Here is an 18,543-nt window from a genome sequence, read left to right as displayed (position 1 = left end):
GGTCGGTGAAACTTCAGATGTGGTCGTCTCGGACGTCGAGCGCATCACGCAGCCCGTCACCGATGAAATTGAAACTGGTTACGGCGATGGTGATTGCAGCTCCGGGAATGATTGCCAGCCAAGGTGCGCTGCCCAGATATTGCTGGGCGCCATTGAGCATGTTGCCCCAGCTGGGCAGTGGCGGCTGGATCCCGTAGCCGAGGAAACTGATGTAGGCTTCCATGAGAATGGCGCGCGCGACCGTCAAGGTGGAAGCGACGATAATCGGCCCCATGGCGTTGGGCAGTATCTCGCGGAACATGATGTGGGTGCCGCTCAATCCCAGCATTCGCCCGGCTAGGACGAACTCGCGTTCGCGTAACGAGCGGACTTCCGCTTCGACTATGCGGGCAACCTCCATCCAACTGGTGAGAGCGATAATGACGGTGATCATCACAGGACTGGGCTTCAGTGCGGCAGCCAGCGCCAGCAGCAGAAAGATCGATGGGAATGACAGGAATCCATCGACCGTGCGCATCAGCGTGGCCCCGACCCAGCCGCCGCGATAGCCGGCAATTACGCCGACCAGGGTGCCGATGAGTGTCGACAAAACCATGGCAAAGAAACCGACCAGCAGCGAGATTCGTCCCGCCATCAAAAGCCTTGCCGCCACGTCGCGGCCAAGCGGATCGGTACCTAGAAAGTGGTAGCCCGTCAGCGGAGGGGCAAAGCGGGCCCGCAGATCGATGTACAGTGAGTTATAAGGCAGGAGATGGGGGCCGAGGACGCAAGCGAGGCTCAGGAAGATGATCATCGCTAACCCGAGCAGCGCCAAGCGATGCCGCATGAAACGACGTGCCGCGCGGTTGTTTCCCCATCGGCTTGGAGCTGCATTTGCGGTGAAAGCGGTCATATCGGCTGTCTCCTGTCGGGGAAGTTGCGCGCTCAAGCCAGACGAATGCGCGGATCGACAATAGCGACGACAATGTCGGCGATCAGGTTTCCAATCAGAACGAGAATGGCGGAGAACATCAGCAGCCCCATCACAACCGGATAGTCGCTGTAACCAAGGCTATCGAGGAACAACCGTCCCATTCCTGGCCAGGTAAAGACGGTTTCGGTCACGAGCGCGCCAGTGAGGACACTGGGAAGCTGCATCCCGGCCAAGGTAATCATCGGCAAAAGTGCGTTGCCGACGACATGCTTCATCAGAATCCGGCGTTCACTCAACCCCTTGGCCCGAGCGGTCTTGACGAAGTCCTGGCTAATGGCGTCGAGAGTGGCCGTCCGCATGTAGCGGCTCCAGATCGCGACATGGACCAGCGACAGCACGATACTTGGCAGGATCAGATGGTGGAGGTAGCCCAGGATCGAGGCGTCGCCGATCTCGGACATATTACCCGCAGGCAGCCAACCCAACTTCAGGGAAAAGACGTAGATGCCGACGAGTCCGAACCAGAAGGTGGGGACCGACAACGCAACCATGGCCCCGACAGTTGCAAGATAATCGAACAGCGAGTAGCGGCGCGTGGCGCCTCGGATCCCAATCCAGGCGCCAATGGAGATCGCAATTGCGGTTGAGGACCCCATCAGCAGCAGCGTGGCAAAGAGATGGCTGCCGATCACCTCCAATACCGGCGCTCCGTCGCGGAAGGAGTGACCCCAGTCGCCCCGCACCAGCCGCCATGCCCAGTCCAGATATTGGATCCATATGGGTCGATCGAGGCCCAGCAGCCCCTTGAGACGCTCGATATCCTGCTGGGTCATTCCGGGATCGAGCCCGAATTGCGCCAGCGGGCCGCCGGGAAGGAGGTTCAGAATGCCGAAGCCGATGATCGAAACGATCACAAGCAGCACCAGGCTCTGCGAGAGGCGATTGAGCAGGAAGCCGCGCATTCGAGTCCCTCCATTGTGGGTTGATGATTTTAGTCTGTTGCCGCCGCCGCGGCGGAATCGGCGGGGCGGCGGCAACTGCGTGGATTAGGCCTTCCACTGCCAGGCTGCGGCATCCCACGACGCGGTGCGGGTGTTGGCGTTGGGCTCGAAGCCGTCCAACCCTTTCTTGCGCCCGAGGACGATTGTGTACGCGAACAGCGGCAGGAAGGGCAGATCATGGCGCACCACTTCCTGCACGCGATTATAGATCCCGCGTCGTTCTTCCGGATCGAAGCTGCGAGCGCCCTTTTCGAGCAGGGCATCGACCTCAGGGTTGGAATATTGCCCGGTGTTCGAACCGTGTCCGCCTTGAGCGGCGATTGCCTTCGTATGGAGCCGGTTTGTGGCGTCGGGGTCCGCTGCAATCAGATAGGTGACGCCCACCATTGCGGTGTCGAATTGCGACTTCAGCCAGAACTCGCCCCACATAACTGCAGCCGGCAAATTCGAGATCGTCATCTCGACGCCGATCTCGGCAAACGTCTGCTGCAGGAACTGCTGCGTCTGCTCGCGGAGGTTGTTGCCAGAAGTTGTCGAGTTGGAGAAGGACAGTCGCACCCCATCCTTGGCGCGGATTCCATCCGGCCCCGGCGCCCAGCCGGCCTCATCAAGGATTTGGCGCGCCCGGTCCAGATTGAACTCCTGAACCGGCAGGTTCGGGTCGTAGTAGTAGGACTCCTTCGGCATGAAGGTCTCGGTGAGAGTGCCCACGCCGTAATAGATCGTGTCGACGATCGCTTTCCTGTCCAAGGCGGCGTAGAGCGCCTGGCGCACTGCCAACTCCTTGAACTGCGGGCGGCCCAAATTGAGGTAGATCGACTCCAGGGATGACCCGGTCTCAAGTGTCACCACGCGGTCTGCTAGTTCGCGGGCTTCAGTATAATGGTCGGCGGTGATGTACGACTGATCGACCAGGTCCACGTCGCCGCTCTTGAACTGCGTGTAGAGCACCGTCATGTCGGGGATGTATTTGAAGATGAGCTGCTCGACATAGGGGCCTTCGCCCGCGTACTCAGGATTGGCGACGAGCTCGATGTGATCACCTGCGACGCGCTGGCTCCATTTGAATGCGCCGGTGCCGACCGGCGCCTGGTTGAAGGCGGCTGTATTCGGATCGGCCTCTTTCTCCAGAATGTGCTTGGGCACGATGAACGTTTCGGCCAAGAACGAAAGATAGGGCGCAAAAGCCTCCTTCATCCGCCATGTGATCTCGGTGGGCGAAACCACTGTGATGTCCTGCACGAGCGAATGGCCGCTCGTGCGCCAAGCGCGAAACTTCGGGTTCGTGATGAGTTCAAGGGTGAATTTCACGTCCTCGGCCGTGAAGGGCTCACCGTCGTGCCAGCGGGCATTGTCACGCAACCGGATGCGCCAGTTGAGACCGTCCTCCGAAATGCCGCCGTTCTTTTGGCTTGGCACCTCGGCTGCGAGGTTTGGATGTAGGCCACCTTGGGGATCCATGCGGACCAGCGCGTCGAAAACCGAGAAATGGACCGCGTCATCGACTTCGATATGCGCCATCAGCGGATTGAACACGGTCGGCTCTTGGGAGAGGCCGACGATGACGCGACCGGCCGGGCCTGCAGGAGGGGTCTTGGCAAAGGCGGGCTTGCCCAACAGATTGGGCGCGATGAGGCCTGCAGCCCCACCTATCGCCATCAGTCGCAGCGCTTCGCGCCTCGAGTAGTTGGACGTAGTCGATGAATTTTTGGTCATGGTAGTTCCTCTCTTGTTATTTCTTATGCGTTTGCTGCTACTGGACGGGCATTGCCCGGCCGCTCTCCTGGAATTGCCGCTACCAGTTGGCGCGTGTAGGTTGCTTGCGGGTTCAGGAATATTTGCGAGGGCGGTCCGCGCTCGACGATCCGGCCCTTCTGCATCACCGCGATTTCGTCGCAGATCTGGCTGGCGACGCGCAGGTCGTGCGTGATGAAGACCATCGACACGCCCGTCTCGCGCTGGATCTGGTCCAGAAGCTGCAGGATCTGCGCCTGAATCGACACGTCGAGTGCGGAGACCGCCTCGTCGGCAATCAACAGCTTCGGCTTGAACATCAGCGCACGAGCGATGCCGATGCGCTGGCGTTGCCCACCCGAGAACTCGTGCGGGTAGCGGCCAAAAGCGCCGGCATCGAGACCGACATGTGCCAGAAGTGCACGCGCTTTATCGCGCGCTTGAGCATAAGGCATCCCGTGCGCCACCGGACCTACCGTCATGATGTGGCCGACCGTCGAGCGTGGATTCAGAGAAGCGAAGGGATCCTGGAAGATCATCTGGATCCGCGGTCGAAGCGGGCGGAACTTCGCTTCGGAAAGCTTGGCTATGTCACAGCCCTCGAACAAGATCCCGCCGCCGTCACTGTCCAGCAGCTTGATCAGGAGCCGGCCCAGCGACGATTTCCCCGAACCGCTCTCGCCTACGACCCCTAGCGTGCGGCCGGGCGCCAGTTCGAACGACACCTCGTTGACCGCTGTCACAATTCGTTGCGCGCCGAACAGCGCGCTGCCGCCGCGATAGGTCTTCACCAGACCCTCAACCTTCAGGATCGGCTCCTTGCTGACAGCCTCCGGACGAGGGCGATCTTCGCCGGTCAAATGCGGTACGGCTGCAATCAGGCGCTGGGTATAAGGGTGCTTGGGCGACTTCAGCACCTGTTCGGCGCTGCCCTGTTCGACGACATTGCCCTTTTCCATCACCACGACGCTGTCGGCGATCTCGGCCACCACGCCGAAATCGTGGGTGATGAACATCACGCTCATGCCCTTGCGCCGCTGAATGTCCCGGATCAGTTGCAGGATCTGAGCCTGGGTGGTGACGTCGAGCGCGGTGGTTGGCTCATCCGCAATCAGCACCGTCGGCTCGAGCGCCAGGGCCATGGCGATCATGACGCGCTGCCGCTGCCCGCCCGAAAGCCGGAAAGGGTACTGGTGATACATGAGTTCGGGATCTGGCAGGCCTACTTCAGTGAGCAGTTCGATTGCGCGGCTTCGACAGATTTGTGGCGTGCCGAAGCCATGCGCTGCCATGACCTCGTCAATCTGCGCGCCCACCGTCATCAGGGGATTGAGCGCCGAGAGCGGGTCCTGAAAGATCATCGACACGACCCGTCCACGCAGGTTGCGCAGCTTGTCGGGCGACATGCCGATGATGTTCATCCCCTCCAGCTGGATTATTCCCGATGAGAGGCGGATCACCTTGGGCAGTAGCCCCATGATCGCGTTCGCCGTGACCGACTTACCCGATCCGGACTCGCCTATGATGCAGAGGATCTGGCCGCGTTTCAGATCGAAGGAAATGTCCTTGACAGCATGGGTCCGTTCCATGCCTTGCGGCAAATTCACCGTGAGATCGCGCACCGAAAGCGCCACATCGTGGGGGGCTACAGCCTGGATGCTTGCGACCATCGAGATCACCTCCCCTTTCAACCGAGCGCGTCCACCCTATTGCGGACTGCATCATCGCCCTTTGAGCAGAAGCGCCTCACCGTAGCGGCCGCAGTCTGGCCTTCTCGACGCTTCGCGCGCTGAGGCTGCGAGAGACGGGTTCTGCTCATCCTGGCGGCTCCCTTATGAAATCCGGTCCGTGTACCGGACTCTGTTCCCTTTTTTTCTTGGAGAACTCTCCGACGGGGCAAGCCCTGCCTGTCGGATGTCCTCTGGAGCCTGCCTGCCATAAGGAAGGGTGGCTCCGTTCTTCCAGCCAGTTTGACTGTTCTGTTTCCGCAGAGTCTTCGAAACTTGGCCCTCGCGCGGCAGGAACTTCTGAAAAGAACATCCAGTTCGGCATTTCACTCTGTTCCCGTTTCGGCGCGGAAACCGGGATCAGGCAACCATATCCTTCATCCGGCAATATGCGCCCATGAGGGATAGGACCAAGGCTTTCCGGTGTACATCGGCACATGTGCAGGCCATGCCGCCGAGCGGATTGGTGACCGTGCGGCCCATCACAATGTCGGCCAAGGCGCTGCCGATCAAGCTCGACGACTGCGCCGTGTGCCGCCCATGCCGCAGATGACGCGACTGCATGAAGTTTACTCCCGCTTGCTCCGCGCAGCGAGCTTATCGCGCAATAATTGCCTGTCCTGGGGACTGCCAAACGCAGGAAATTCCGTCCAGGCACAAACTCCGCAGCCTGCCTCTGCGGGCTGCAGGTTAGGATGCTTCAAACTACCGGAGTCCCATCCATGCCCGCGCCGCTCATGCACATCGACTGCAGCCATTCCCTCCCTCGCGAGGCGGACGTCGTCGTTATCGGCGGCGGCGTGGTGGGCGTGTTCAGCGCATACTATCTGGCGCGCCGCGGCCTCAAGGTCGCCCTGGTCGAGAAGGGGCGTATCGCGGCCGAGCAGTCCAGCCGCAACTGGGGCTGGTGCCGCCAGCAGAACCGCGATGCGCGCGAGCTGCCAATGGCAACCAAGAGCCTCGATCTCTGGGAGAAGGTGGCACAGGAGACTGGCGAGGATACTGGATTTCGCCGTTGCGGTCTCCTCTATCTCTCTCAGGACGAAAATGAGCTGGCAGGCTGGGCGAAGTGGCGCGAATTTGCGAGAACGGTCGGGATCACCACGCACATGCTGAGCGCGGAAGAAGCCACCGAACGGGGCAAAGCGACGGGCCGCAAATGGAAAGGTGGCGTGTTCTCGCCAACTGACGGAACGGCGGACCCTTCCAAGGCAGTGCCGGTTGCCGCGCGCGGCATCATGGCAGCGGGCGGCACCGTACATCAGCATTGCGCGGCGCGCGGGCTGGAGCTAAGCGCCGGCCGGGTGAGCGCTGTGGTGACCGAAGCCGGCACCATCCAGACAAAGACTGTTGTCATGGCCGGGGGCGCGTGGGCTTCTTCCTTCTGCAACCAGCTTGGTGTGCGTTTCCCGCAAGCTGCCGTGCGTTCGTCCATTCTGGCCGTGGCACCCGGCGCAAACAGCCTGCCGGATGCGCTGCATACCACGCGCGTCTCTCTGACGCGGCGTAGCAACGGTGGATACGCGCTGGCGATCAGCGGGCGGGCGCGTGTCGATCCAACGCCGCAGCAGTTCAGGTTCGGCCGCGAGTTTGTACCTATGTTCGCCCGCCGCTGGCGCAATCTCGCCCCGGGCGCCTTAGAGGGCTGGCGTCAAGGCCATGAAAGTCTGCGCAAATGGGCCCTCGACGACATCACGCCAATGGAACGGAATCGCATTCTCGACCCGAAGCCCGACATGGGACAGATTCGGCTGACATATCGAAGAGCCTGCGAATTGATCCCCGAACTCCAACGCGTCGCGATCTCCGATGTGTGGGCGGGTTATATCGACAGTACACCCGATGGCATTCCCGCAGTCGGCGAAGTGGAGGGGATTCCGGGCTTCATCCTGGCGGCGGGATTCAGCGGTCACGGCTTCGGGATTGGCCCCGGCGCGGGGCATATGATCGCCGACATCATTACAGGCAGCGAGCCTATCGTCGATCCGCGTCCTTATAGGCCCGAGCGCCTGAAGACTGCTGCGTGGGGCAAGGTCGCTGAATTCTGAGAAGACCGTCTTGCCAACATACAATCGATCGCACACGAGATTGAGGTCACCAGGCGGCCAGCACCAAAAAACAGGGAAGTGACGATGCGCGAATATGAGATTGCCGCCATTCCGGCCGACGGGATCGGCCCGGAGGTGATTGCCGCAGGTCTCCAGGCGCTTGAGGCGCTGCAGCAGCGCTGCGGCGACTTCAAGCTCCGCGTCCAGCACTTCGACTGGGGCTCAGACTATTACAAGGCCCATGGTCGGATGATGCCCGAAGATGGGGTGGCGCAACTGAAGCGCTTCGACGCCATCTTCTTTGGCGCGGTGGGCGCCCCCGATCTGCCTGACGACATCACGCTCTGGGGCCTCCGGCTGCCGATCTGCCAAGGCTTTGATCAGTACGCCAATGTGCGGCCGACCAGGATATTGCCCGGGATTGTTTCGCCGCTGGCGGGCGTTGGCCCTGGCGATCTGGATTGGGTGATGGTGCGGGAGAATTCCGAGGGCGAGTATTCAGGCCACGGCGGCCGCGCCCATCGCGGACTCCCCGAGGAGGTCGGAACCGAGGTCGCGATCTTCACGCGCGTCGGCGTCACACGCATCATGCGCTATGCATTCCGGCTGGCGCAGTCACGGCCGCGAAAGCTCCTGACAGTAGTTACGAAATCCAACGCGCAGCGTCACGGCATGGTAATGTGGGACGAAATCGCAGCCGAGGTGGCGCGGGAATTCCCGGACGTCGCGTGGGACAAGATGCTAGTCGATGCTATGACAGTGCGTATGACGTTGAAACCTCGGAGCCTCGATACGATCGTCGCCACCAATCTTCACGCCGACATATTGTCGGACCTTGCAGGCGCGCTCGCGGGCAGTCTCGGCGTTGCACCGACCGCCAACATTGATCCCGAGCGGCGCTATCCCTCGATGTTCGAGCCAATTCACGGCTCGGCATTCGACATCGCTGGCAAAGGTATTGCCAACCCGGTCGCCACCTTGTGGACCGCTGCCCAGATGCTCGAACATCTGGGCGAGAGCGCAGCTGCCGTGCGGTTGATGAGCGCTGTGGAAGCGGTGACGAGTGAAGGCGTGCTGACGCCGGACGTAGGAGGGACAGCGACCACGCAGGAGGTGACGGACGCCGTCTGTCGGGCGATCCGCGGTTCGAACGTGTGACAGGTTTCCAATGAAGCTCGACAGGATCGACATCAAGATCTTATCCCAACTGCAAAAGAACGGGCGGGTCACGAATGTCGAGCTTGCCGACCTGGTCAACCTTTCGCCGAGCCCTTGCCTGATGCGGGTGAAGAAGCTTCAGGCGGAAGGCTTCATCACCGGCTATTCCGCCCAGATCGATGTGTCCAAGCTCGGACAGACTCTAACGATCTTCACCGAAGTCACGCTCAAGCACCATCAACAGAACGACTTCGCGAGATTTCTCACCGCAATTCAGAAAGTCGATTCTGTCATCGAATGCCATCTGGTTTCAGGCGGCTACGACTATCTTGTGAAGTTTGTCACAGCGGGCATCAGCGAGTACCAGACGATCATGGAGCGCATGATCGAATTGGATATCGGAATCGACAAATATTTCAGCTTCGTCGTGCTGAAGTCACCGATCGTGAAATCCCATTTGCCTCTCGACATCATTTTCGACAAATGAGAAAGCTGCTCCGGCTCGGTCCTCAAGCGGCGGCGCTCGTGCCAAGCTCCATCTTGTTGCGCGCGCGGCATTTGTCGAATGACGTGTCACGATTCGGCGGAGGCCGTCATTGCCACTCGCCTGAACGGCGCTTAGCCTAAAACTTCGACTGCATCTGGACATTTCCAGCGAACGCCTGTTTTCGCCTTGTCCTCGTCAAATGGCTTGAATATATCATACGATGATATATAGGCAGGTAGCACGCACAGCTTGCGGAGTTGCGACAATCTCGCCTCGGGTCACCAAAGGCAACAGGCGAAAAGATGAACAAGATCAACACTTTGATCCACCGAAGAGCTGACGATCGCCGGAAGACCGCGCGAGCCTGTGTATCGCGTATTCTCCGGAACGCCAAAGCCCGCGGCGTCGATATCTCCGTTGTCGGATCCCTCGCGAAAAACCGTTTCCGCGTCCACTCGGACGTAGATCTGCTGGTGCACGGACGCACTGATCCCGCGCGCCGGGCCATGGTAGAGCGCTTGGTCGCAGACCAGCTTCGGGGAACGAACATTCCTTGTGACCTGATCTTTGCCTCAGACGTTTCGTCCGAACGAGTGCAGGAATTGCTTAATGACAGCGTTTAAGCATCCGGCATTCGCAAAACTGTCGCCAAAAATCGACCGCGCTGCGAAGGAACTGCAGCAAATCGAGGAATATCTGGCGGCTCATCGGAGTGAGCTGTCACGCGGCGAATGGGGCGCGGTCGCAGCAGTTTCGCTGGGAGTCCACAATGTCTACAATGGCATCGAGGACATCCTGCTCAGCCTCTCCAACGACATAGACGGCCTCGTTCCCCAAGGGCCTACGATGCACCAGGACGTCCTCGATCAGATGTCGGCGGAAATTGCAGGCATCCGGCCGGCTGTGCTCGACCCCGAGCTTTGTCAGTCCTTGAGTGAGCTAAAGGGATTCCGTTACCTGGTGAGGCATCGGTACGGTTTTGACCTGAAAACAGACAAGGTGCAGGAAAGCCTCGACAGGGTAAAAGAGGCATTTCCGTCTTTCGTCGAGGCCATTGTTTACTTGGAAAGCACCCTTACTGAGGAAAACACGCACGACAGTGATGGCGGCGGCGACGGCTCAGGCGGCGGGGCATCTGGTGGTCCCTGAACCAATGGCTCAGTCGTGCGCGCCGGAAGAGGTTCTGCGGGCGTTGACCCCTGAGAATTGTCGGCTGGTGGCGCTGATCCATCGGTATCGACCGCAAAGCATCACGGAACTGTGCAGGTTGGCGGCGCGTCCGCAGCCGAACGTATCCCGCTCCTTGGCGGCCCTTGAGCGAGCGGGAATTGTCTCAATGGCGGGCTCCAGGCCGAAGAGACCCGAACTCGCCGTGCAACGAGTCACGATCGACCTCGCTGAGCTTCAGAATGGCCGATGCGAGGTCGACGATTCGTGGAGACAAATCGCCGGACCATCATCTTTGCTGCGCGATGGATGACAGGGGCAAAAGTCGATCAGTGGGATGCGAAACCGCCGCTGACCAGGTTTGGCAAGTATTGGACGTGAAGCCTCGGTGACGCCGAGCCGATCGCCAAGCTAGTCCCAAAAGGAGGGCCGGAGGTTTTAGCGGTTTTCATTTGGCCAGGAAGATATCACGACAGGTGCGTCCTGCCTGTAAGCGGGTTTCGCCGGAAATCTGGGGCCGGGCCACATGGCGTTGAATGTCGTTCTCGGAGCCGTTCGTATAGCGGAGAAAGAAGCGTCTGGGCCGATACTTAGGCGGGGGAAACATGCGAAAGACCCGGACGGCGTGAGTTTAGCCTTGGTCGATACAATGCGGCCGCTGATCAGCCCTTCATCGCTGCCCGCACATCCTTATCTTCGAGGGTTTGGTCCAGCGTCATCCGGGTGCGTTCGAGGATTCCATCAATATCGTCGTCCGTGCAGCAGAGCGGCGGCGCATAGCCGAGAATGCCGCTGTTGAAGGCGCGGATGACAAGGCCGTTCGCCCACGCGCGCTCGAAGATGCGGCGCCCCGGATCGGCCGCCGTGGGCAGCGGCGTTTTGCGCTCCTTGTCGACGACCAACTCGATTGCTGCCAGCATACCGCGACCGCGGACGTCGCCAACCAGCGGGTGGTCGGCGAGCGAGCGAAGGCCTTCCATCAAGCGCTTGCCCGCCTTGCGCCCATTCTCGAGCAAGCCATCTTCATAAAGACGCAGGCATTCGAGCCCAACTGCCGCGCTCACGGGATGGGCCGAATAGGTATAGCCATGGCCGACGGCCGCTTTGCCGGCTCCGTCCGCGATCGTATTGTACACGTGGTCCGACATGAAGACGGCGCCCATGGGCACGTAGCCCGAGGTCAGTCCCTTCGCCGTGGTCATGAAATCCGGCACGACCTCGTCTTCCTCACACGCGAAGAGGGGGCCGGTACGGCCAAAGGCAGTGATAACTTCGTCGGCAACGAACAGAATGGCGTGTTCCTTGCACACGGCGTGCAGAGCCTTCAGCCAACCTGTCGGTGGAACGAGGACACCGCCCGAACCCTGGATCGGTTCGGCGTAGAAGGCCGCAACGCGGCCGGCGCCGAGTTCCGCGATTTTGGCCCGCAGGGCCGCGACCGATGCATCGATGATCGCCTGCGGGTCGGAACCGACAGGATTGCGATAGGCGTAGTGCGAAGGAATTTTGTGCTGCCAGTCGTATGGCACGCCGAAACCCGCATGGAAGGCCGGGATCGCTGTCAGACCTGACCCTGCCGTCGAGGATCCATGGTAGCCATACTCAGCCGAGATGAACTGGTCCTTTTGCGGCGTACCCTTGGCATGGTAGTAATAGCGAATAAATCGGATCGTACTGTCCACTGCGTCGGAACCGCCAAGCGTGAAATAGACATGGTTCAAATCGCCGGGCGCCAGTTCGGCAAGCCTGGCAGCAAAGCGAATTGCAGGCTCGGATCCCAGCCCGAAATATCCCGTCGCATAGGGAAGCTCTCTTAGCTGCTTTGCGGCCGCCTCAACGACGCTTTCCTGGCCGTATCCGATGTTGACACACCATAGACCGGCGAACCCGTCCAGCAGGGTTTTCCCACTTGCATCGGTCACGGTTGCGCCTTTGGCGGATTTGAGCACCCGTACGCCCGTCTCCTCGTGGCTCCGATAGCATGAAAACGGGTGAACCAGATGTGCGCGATCGAGTTCGATCAGTGAGTGTGCCAGCATTTCTTCCTCCGATTCAGCGCAGTGCCTGACTGACGAGAGCATAAGTCCGGTGTGGTGTGGTTTCGTCCTTCAGCTCGTTTTCCAGCGTGATCTGCTGCGCGGTCATGGTTCATTCCGGGCCTGAATTCTCTAAGTCCAAGATAGGCTGCCGCGGGCAGCAGTTCCTCCCGACCAGAACCTGAGCGATAGGCGTTTTGACTTTCCTTTGCCGCTGGCACCGCATCTTATGCCACGCACGGCTGAGAGATCGCGCGCCCGCCGAAGCTCGAAACGAACTCAGGCGCAACTCTCTGCCAAAGCTCTCACGCAATACAAAACAATCTGCTTCAGGGCGCATCGAATGCGGCGACTAGTCTTCTCCGGTCCTCATTATGATCCTTGCTGTTAAAGGCACGCAGTGCCGACAGGATTGGAAGGATCGACGCTCATGACCCAGTTCAGACCGAAATACATCACCTTCGACTGCTACGGTACACTGACCAACTTCGACATGGCCGGCGCGGCGAGACGCGCATACGGCGCGCAGCTCTCCCCAGCTATGATGGCGCAGTTCATCAAGGATTTCTCGGCCTATCGCCTCGATGAGGTTCTTGGCGCCTGGAAGCCGTACAGCGAGGTCGTGCACAATTCCGTGGAACGGACCTGCAAGCGCAACGGCGTCGCATTCCGGCCCGAGGATGCCCAGCGCATCTATGCGGAAGTGCCGACATGGGGTCCGCACCCGGATGTCCCGGCGGGCCTGGCCAAGGTCGCCAACGAGATTCCGCTGGTGATCCTGTCGAACTCCATGAAGAGCCTGATCATGTCGAACGTGGAGAAACTCGGCGCACCCTTTCACATAGTCATCACGGCCGAAGAGACGGGCGCCTACAAGCCGCAGATGAAGAGCTTCGAATATATGTTCGACAAACTAGGCTGCGGCCCGGAGGACATTACGCACGTGTCGTCCTCATTTCGCTACGATCTCATGACCGCCTATGATCTCGGTATCAAGAGCAAGGTCTGGGTGAACCGCGGCCACGAGCCTGCGAACCCCTTCTACGAATATACCGAAATCAAGGATATCGGCGGTCTGGCCGGCGCCGTCGGACTGGAGCCCGTTCGGGAATTCGCCTGAACGTTTGTTTGCTGGCGCAGTCGCACCAGACTGAGGCGCTCCCAAAACGTTAATGCTCACTGATCGCAATAGAGAAAGGGACGGTTTTCACCGCCCCTTTCTTTGTTGTTCCAACGCTTTAGGGGCTGCAAGTGTTTCCACCTGCTTGCACGATAACTAGTGGTTAATATCTAACCATTGGACCCGATCGTAAGCGCGGCCACATCGCGAGCGCCTCCGTCTTCCTATCGGAAGAAATGTCTGACGCCATCTTGCCGCAAATGTTATCTCTAGCGATCCGTCCTCGATCGAAGAAGGATCACATCAATGGACGATTGGAGAATCGGGAATATCTGGGTAACCAGAATTCTGGAGATGTGCGACCCTCTGGGGACGCCGTCGGAATGGTTCCCCGACTGCACCGACGAAGCACTCGAACCGCATCGTCATTGGCTCACGCCCCGATTGATATCGCCGGCAACCGGCCGGCTTATTCTTCCCATCCAGAGTTTTCTGGTTCGTACCGGCCACCACACCATTCTGGTCGACAGTTGCGTCGGCAACGACAAGACGTGCGCATACTTCCCGCATTGGCATCGCCGCAATGACGGCACCTTTTTGGCGCGCCTGGCGAATGCAGGTGTTGCTCCCGAGCAGATCGACTATGTGCTGTGCACCCATCTTCATATCGACCATTGCGGCTGGAACACACGATTGGTGGACGGGCGTTGGATACCGACATTCCCGAACGCCCGCTACATCATGGCGCGGCGCGAGTTCGAGGCCGCACAGGCCGCCTCCGGCGATGCCGACGAACGGACCTATCAGGACAATGTGCTGCCAATCGTCGAGGCTGGTCGGGCTGTGCTTGTCGATATGGATTATGAACTCGATGGCGAAGTGTGGCTGGAGCCGACGCCGGGCCACACCTCGGGGCACGTAGCCATCGGCCTGAGATCTCGAGGCGTAGGGGCAGTGTTTTCCGGCGATCTCATGCATTGGCCGATGCAATGCATATACCCCGACTGGAGCTTTCGGTACGACACGGACCCTGACCAGGCACGTCGGACGCGGTGGGCATTCCTGGAGGCTTGCTCGGACAATGGACGTATCGTCATGACATCGCATTTTCCCTTGCCGTCGGTGGGAACTATCTCGCGACGCCAGTCATCATTCTGGTTCGAGGATCATCAGCCGCCGTAATCGCCGAGGACGCCGACCACGCGAACCCGAACGGCGGGGGCGATCGCGCTCGGCATGTCCGGCGCGCGGATCGCCGGGAGGGGCCGCGCTGGAGGCTTAGCAAATGCAAGGCTGGCTCGGGCTCGCCACGATGTGCATCGGCGTCGGACAGGGCGTGACATAAGAGTGGGGTGGGATTCCTTTTCACGAGTGCGCATGCGAGTCTGTTGCATGCGCGCAGGAATATCGTTCACCGTTTCGCCAACCGATCGCCAGCGACTGACGGCGCTCATCCGGGATCGCAATACATGTCTGGCGCGCCGAGATCATCCTGCTGAGCGTCAACGGCACCGGCACCGTCGAGATCATGCGGCAAACCGGCAAATCGAAGACCCTGCGTGTGGCGCGGGCAGGAGCGCTTCGCCACTGAAGGCTTCGAGGGGCTGTTGCGCGACAAGACGCGGCCCTCGCGCATTCCGCCTCTCGGACCCGAGGTGGCCGAGCGCGTGGTGGGCTGACGCTTGCCAATCTGCCGGGCGAGACGACGCACTGGACCGCCGACATGATGGCGCAAGCGGCTGGCATCAGCGCAAGCGCTGTGCGTCGCATCTGGAAGGCGCACGGGCTGCAGCCCAACCGCTGGCGCCAGTTCAAGCTCTCCAACGATCCCCAGTTCGTCAACAAAGCTGCGCGACGTCGTCGGCCTCTATGTCGATCCGCCGGCTCACGCCATCGTGCTGTCGGTCGACGAGAAGAGCCAGATCCAGGCGCTCGACCGCACCCAGCCCGGCCTGCCCATGAAGAAGGGAAGGCTCGGCACCATGACCCACGACTACAAGCGGCATGGCACGACCACCCTGTTTGCCGCCCTCAACGTGCTCGACGGCACCGTTATCGGCAAGAAACATGCAGCGGCATCGCCATCAGGAGTTCATCCGCTTCCTCAACGCCATCGAGACGCAAATGCCGGCCAGCAAGGCCGTCCACGTCGTCCTCGACAACTACGCCGCCCACAAGCACCCCAAGGTGCGCGCTTGGCTCGACCGCCATCAGCGCTTCACCTTCCACTTCACGCCGACGTCGTGCTCGTGGCTCAACGCGGTCGAGGGTTTCTTCGCCAAGTTGTCGAAGCGTCGCCTCAAGCGCGGCGTCTTCCATTCCGTTGTCGACCTCCAAGCGGCAATCAACCGCTTCCTCGCAGAGCACAACCAGCAACCCAAACCCTTCTCTTGGATCGCCGACCCCGACAAGATCATTGCCGCCGTCAAACGCGGGCACCAAGCGTTAGATTCCATCCACTAGTTAAGCCCGCCAACATGAAGCGCCTTGACCTCGAGATATTCCTCGATGCCGAGCTGCGATCCTTCGCGCCCCACTCCGGACTGCTTGACACCGCCGAAAGGCGCAACCTCGGTCGAGATCATGCCTGTGTTGAGCCCGACCATACCGAACTCCAGCGCCTCGGCAACACGCCATGAGCGCTTGAGGTTGTCGGTGTAGAAGTAAGCGGCAAGGCCGAACGGCGTACCGTTCGCGATGGCGATGGCCTCTTCCTCCGTCTCGAAGCGAAAAAGCGGCGCCACCGGACCGAACGTCTCTTCCGATGCCAGGAGCATCCCGGTAGTAGCCCCTCCCAGCACGACGGGCCGTGCATATTGCTTACCCTCCGGCACCGTCTCGCTTTGAGCGATGATCTGCGCACCTTTCGCCTGTGCATCCGCGATGTGACGCTCGATCTTGTCGATCGCGGCCGCGTTGATCATCGGGCCGATCTCAGTGCCCTCGTCGGTCCCTGCGCCAACCTTCATCCGCGTGACGCGCCGGCTCAGCTTTTCGGCGAACGCGTCGTAAACGCCTTCCTGCACAAGAATCCGGTTCGCGCAGACGCAGGTTTGACCGCCATTGCGGAACTTGGATGCGATCACCCCTTCAACTGCCTTATCCAGATCGGCGTCGTCAAAGACGATAAAGGGTGCGTTGCCGCCAAGCTCCAGGCTCAGCCGCTTGATACTATCGGCCGCACCACGCATGAGCAGCGCACCGACGCGGGTCGAACCGGTGAACGAGATCTTGCGCACCGTCTGATTGGCCATCAGTTCGTTGCCGATTTCGACGGGCATGCCCGTCACAATGTTGATCACGCCTGCAGGGATACCTGCCCGTTCCGCCAGAACGCCGAGCGCCAGCGCCGAGAATGGCGTAAATTCCGACGGCTTGATGACAACCGTACAACCTGCGGCCAGCGCCGGTGCTACTTTGCGTGCGATCATCGCGTTGGGGAAATTCCACGGCGTGATGATGGCGCAGACGCCGACGGGTTCTTTCAGCACCAGAATGCGGCGATCGGCCGTGGGTGACGGAATGGTCGAGCCACCGATCCGGCGCGCCTCCTCCGCAAACCATTTCACAAAAGATGCGCCGTAGCGGATTTCCGCCACCGCCTCGGCAAGCGGCTTGCCCTGTTCCAGCGTCAGCAGGAGCGCGAGATCCTGTTCGTGCTGGCGGATGAGGTCGTGCCAGCGCTCCAGAAATTCTGCACGCTCGGCATGGGTCCTTTTCCTCCAGCCTTTGAAGGCCTCGGCCGCGGCAGCGATTGCGGCTCTCGTCTCGTTCTCCCCCATTGCGGGAACGGTGCCGAGAACACTTTGGCTGGCAGGGTCAATGACATCGACCACGCCTTTGGTTTCGCCATCCCGCCAGACACCGCCAATCAGCGCCTGCTGGCGGAAAAGGTCGGAGTCGTTGAACATGCCAATCTTCGTCATCGCATTCATGGTCTTTCCTCTGCTCTTTCAGCTCAATCCTGCCAGCACGGCCTGCGTGATTGTTTCAGTCCTGTCCTTGCCCGCGATCGTGCCAATCCCCCGCGCGGTTGCGGACTCGATTGCCGACATCACTTCGACCGCAGCCTGCCCCTCGCCCAGATGCTCGAGCATCATCGCACCGGACCAGATCGCGGCGATCGGATTGGCGACACCGAGATGCGCGATGTCGGGCGCCGAACCATGGACCGGCTCGAACATGGAAGGCCCGCTGCGATCGGGATTGATATTGGCGGAGGCGGCGTAACCCAGCCCGCCCTGAATGGCCGCTCCAATATCCGTGAGGATGTCGCCGAAAAGGTTCGATGCGACGATTACGTCGAGGCTTTCCGGCGCCAGGACCATACGGGCGGCAATGGCGTCGATGTGGTAGTGCGAGACCTCCACATCGGCATAGTCTTTCGCCACCTCGCGCGTGACCTCATCCCAGAAAACCATGGAGTGTTTTTGCGCGTTGGATTTGGTGACAGATGCGAGCTTCTTGCGACGCGCCCGCGCCTGTTCGAAACCGAAACGGATGATCCGTTCGACACCCGTACGCGTAAAGATCGCAGTCTCAACCGCGACCTCATCGGCCGTGCCAGAATGAACGCGCCCACCGGCGCCGGAATATTCGCCTTCCGTATTCTCGCGGATGCACAGGATATCGAAAGCATCGGAGCGGAGGGGCCCCTGAACGCCCGGCAACAGCCGGTGCGGTCGTATGTTGGCGTACTGCGTGAACCCTTTCCGGATCGGCAGGAGCAGTCCGTGAAGCGATACTGAGTCGGGCACTTCCGCGGACCAGCCCACAGCGCCGAGATAGATCGCATCGAATTTTCGAAGTGTCTCGATGCCGTCTGACGGCATCATTGCACCGGTCTCCAGGTAGTAGGCGCACGACCACGGGAATCTTGTGTCATCAAGGGCGAAACCGCCCTGCTTAGCCGCCGCCTGCAGCACCTGCCATGCCGCCTGCGTGACGTCCTTGCCGATGCCGTCGCCGGGGATCAGCGCTATCTTGTAGGTCTTCATTGATGGAGGTCCTCATTCGCACTGGCGTCACCGGAACAGTAGTCGACCGCCCGCCGCATTTTCCGTCGAGGTTGAGCTCTCCGACGGCGTCGAATCGCGTCAGGCGGAACCTGGAAAGCCGATTGTTCTGGAACCGCCGCGCGCTATTCGGCCGG

16 protein-coding genes and 1 pseudogene are annotated in these 18,543 nt (G+C 60.5%); 9 read left to right on the top strand and 8 right to left on the bottom strand.

What is annotated here, in order from left to right; translation table 11 throughout:
* Positions 1-13: 13 nt before the first annotated feature.
* From NKJ55_RS15435 to NKJ55_RS15415, 5 genes are all read right to left on the bottom strand, one after another.
* The gene (locus NKJ55_RS15435; RefSeq protein WP_352450652.1) at positions 14-892 is read right to left on the bottom strand and encodes an ABC transporter permease; all 879 of its coding nucleotides are present in this window, start codon (positions 890-892) and stop codon (positions 14-16) included.
* Positions 893-924: 32 nt separating this feature from the next.
* Positions 925-1,875 carry an ABC transporter permease gene (locus NKJ55_RS15430; protein ID WP_352450651.1) on the bottom strand — a complete coding sequence of 317 codons (951 nt, stop codon included), beginning with the start codon at positions 1,873-1,875 and terminating at the stop codon, positions 925-927.
* Positions 1,876-1,959: 84 nt separating this feature from the next.
* Positions 1,960-3,630: a peptide ABC transporter substrate-binding protein gene (locus NKJ55_RS15425; protein ID WP_352450650.1), complete on the bottom strand. Its 1,671-nt coding sequence runs from the start codon at positions 3,628-3,630 to the stop codon at positions 1,960-1,962.
* Positions 3,631-3,653: 23 nt separating this feature from the next.
* The gene (locus NKJ55_RS15420) at positions 3,654-5,318 is read right to left on the bottom strand and encodes an ABC transporter ATP-binding protein (protein WP_352450691.1); all 1,665 of its coding nucleotides are present in this window, start codon (positions 5,316-5,318) and stop codon (positions 3,654-3,656) included.
* A gap of 417 nt (positions 5,319-5,735) precedes the next feature.
* Entirely contained in the window at positions 5,736-5,939 is a 204-nt protein-coding gene (locus NKJ55_RS15415) for a hypothetical protein (RefSeq protein WP_352450649.1), read from the bottom strand.
* 158 nt (positions 5,940-6,097) lie between these two features.
* On the opposite strand from NKJ55_RS15415, the gene NKJ55_RS15410 reads away from it, so the two are divergent.
* The 6 genes from NKJ55_RS15410 to NKJ55_RS15385 all read left to right on the top strand — a co-directional run bounded on the left by NKJ55_RS15410 (position 6,098) and on the right by NKJ55_RS15385 (position 10,548).
* Positions 6,098-7,423 (top strand): NAD(P)/FAD-dependent oxidoreductase, encoded by a 1,326-nt coding sequence (locus NKJ55_RS15410; RefSeq protein WP_352450648.1) that lies wholly within the window; start codon positions 6,098-6,100, stop codon positions 7,421-7,423.
* An 84-nt stretch (positions 7,424-7,507) separates the two neighbouring features.
* Positions 7,508-8,581, top strand: a complete 1,074-nt coding sequence (locus NKJ55_RS15405; RefSeq protein ID WP_352450647.1) for a tartrate dehydrogenase — start codon at positions 7,508-7,510, stop codon at positions 8,579-8,581.
* Between the two features lie 10 nt (positions 8,582-8,591).
* On the top strand, positions 8,592-9,068 hold the full coding sequence (locus NKJ55_RS15400) for an Lrp/AsnC family transcriptional regulator (RefSeq protein ID WP_023678802.1): 477 nt from the start codon (positions 8,592-8,594) through the stop codon (positions 9,066-9,068).
* Between the two features lie 302 nt (positions 9,069-9,370).
* A complete protein-coding gene (locus tag NKJ55_RS15395; protein ID WP_352450646.1) occupies positions 9,371-9,691 on the top strand; it encodes a nucleotidyltransferase domain-containing protein in 321 nt (106 codons plus the stop codon).
* Positions 9,678-10,217 carry a ribonuclease toxin HepT-like protein gene (locus NKJ55_RS15390; protein ID WP_352450645.1) on the top strand — a complete coding sequence of 180 codons (540 nt, stop codon included), beginning with the start codon at positions 9,678-9,680 and terminating at the stop codon, positions 10,215-10,217. Before NKJ55_RS15395 ends, NKJ55_RS15390 begins: the two co-directional genes overlap by 14 nt.
* Positions 10,171-10,548, top strand: a complete 378-nt coding sequence (locus NKJ55_RS15385) for an HVO_A0114 family putative DNA-binding protein (protein WP_352450644.1) — start codon at positions 10,171-10,173, stop codon at positions 10,546-10,548. The genes NKJ55_RS15390 and NKJ55_RS15385 overlap by 47 nt, the downstream gene beginning before the upstream one ends.
* A gap of 349 nt (positions 10,549-10,897) precedes the next feature.
* On the opposite strand, the gene NKJ55_RS15380 is transcribed toward NKJ55_RS15385, so the two are convergent.
* A complete protein-coding gene (locus NKJ55_RS15380; protein ID WP_352450643.1) occupies positions 10,898-12,274 on the bottom strand; it encodes an aspartate aminotransferase family protein in 1,377 nt (458 codons plus the stop codon).
* Positions 12,275-12,701: 427 nt separating this feature from the next.
* On the opposite strand from NKJ55_RS15380, the gene NKJ55_RS15375 reads away from it, so the two are divergent.
* The 3 genes and pseudogenes from NKJ55_RS15375 (at position 12,702) to NKJ55_RS15365 (ending at position 15,854) form a co-directional block, all read left to right on the top strand.
* On the top strand, positions 12,702-13,391 hold the full coding sequence (locus tag NKJ55_RS15375) for a haloacid dehalogenase type II (protein ID WP_352450642.1): 690 nt from the start codon (positions 12,702-12,704) through the stop codon (positions 13,389-13,391).
* Positions 13,392-13,697: 306 nt separating this feature from the next.
* Positions 13,698-14,573, top strand: coding sequence for an MBL fold metallo-hydrolase (locus NKJ55_RS15370; RefSeq protein ID WP_352450641.1), 876 nt, complete (start codon positions 13,698-13,700; stop codon positions 14,571-14,573).
* A 210-nt stretch (positions 14,574-14,783) separates the two neighbouring features.
* Positions 14,784-15,854 (top strand): annotated as a pseudogene (locus NKJ55_RS15365) (IS630 family transposase).
* Here NKJ55_RS15365 and NKJ55_RS15360 read toward each other — a convergent pair.
* Together NKJ55_RS15360 and NKJ55_RS15355 are read right to left on the bottom strand one after the other, a co-directional pair.
* Entirely contained in the window at positions 15,851-17,326 is a 1,476-nt protein-coding gene (locus NKJ55_RS15360) for an NAD-dependent succinate-semialdehyde dehydrogenase (protein ID WP_352450640.1), read from the bottom strand. The pseudogene NKJ55_RS15365 and the gene NKJ55_RS15360 overlap by 4 nt on opposite strands.
* 18 nt (positions 17,327-17,344) lie before the next feature.
* A complete protein-coding gene (locus NKJ55_RS15355) occupies positions 17,345-18,388 on the bottom strand; it encodes a tartrate dehydrogenase (RefSeq protein ID WP_352450639.1) in 1,044 nt (347 codons plus the stop codon).
* Between the last annotated feature and the right edge of the window lie 155 nt (positions 18,389-18,543).

This window comes from Mesorhizobium sp. M0106, from assembly GCF_040322715.1.
Lineage (GTDB): Bacteria > Pseudomonadota > Alphaproteobacteria > Rhizobiales > Rhizobiaceae > Mesorhizobium.
The sequence above is the reverse complement of the archived record's forward strand: the minus strand, read 5'-3'. Positions and strand labels throughout refer to the sequence as shown.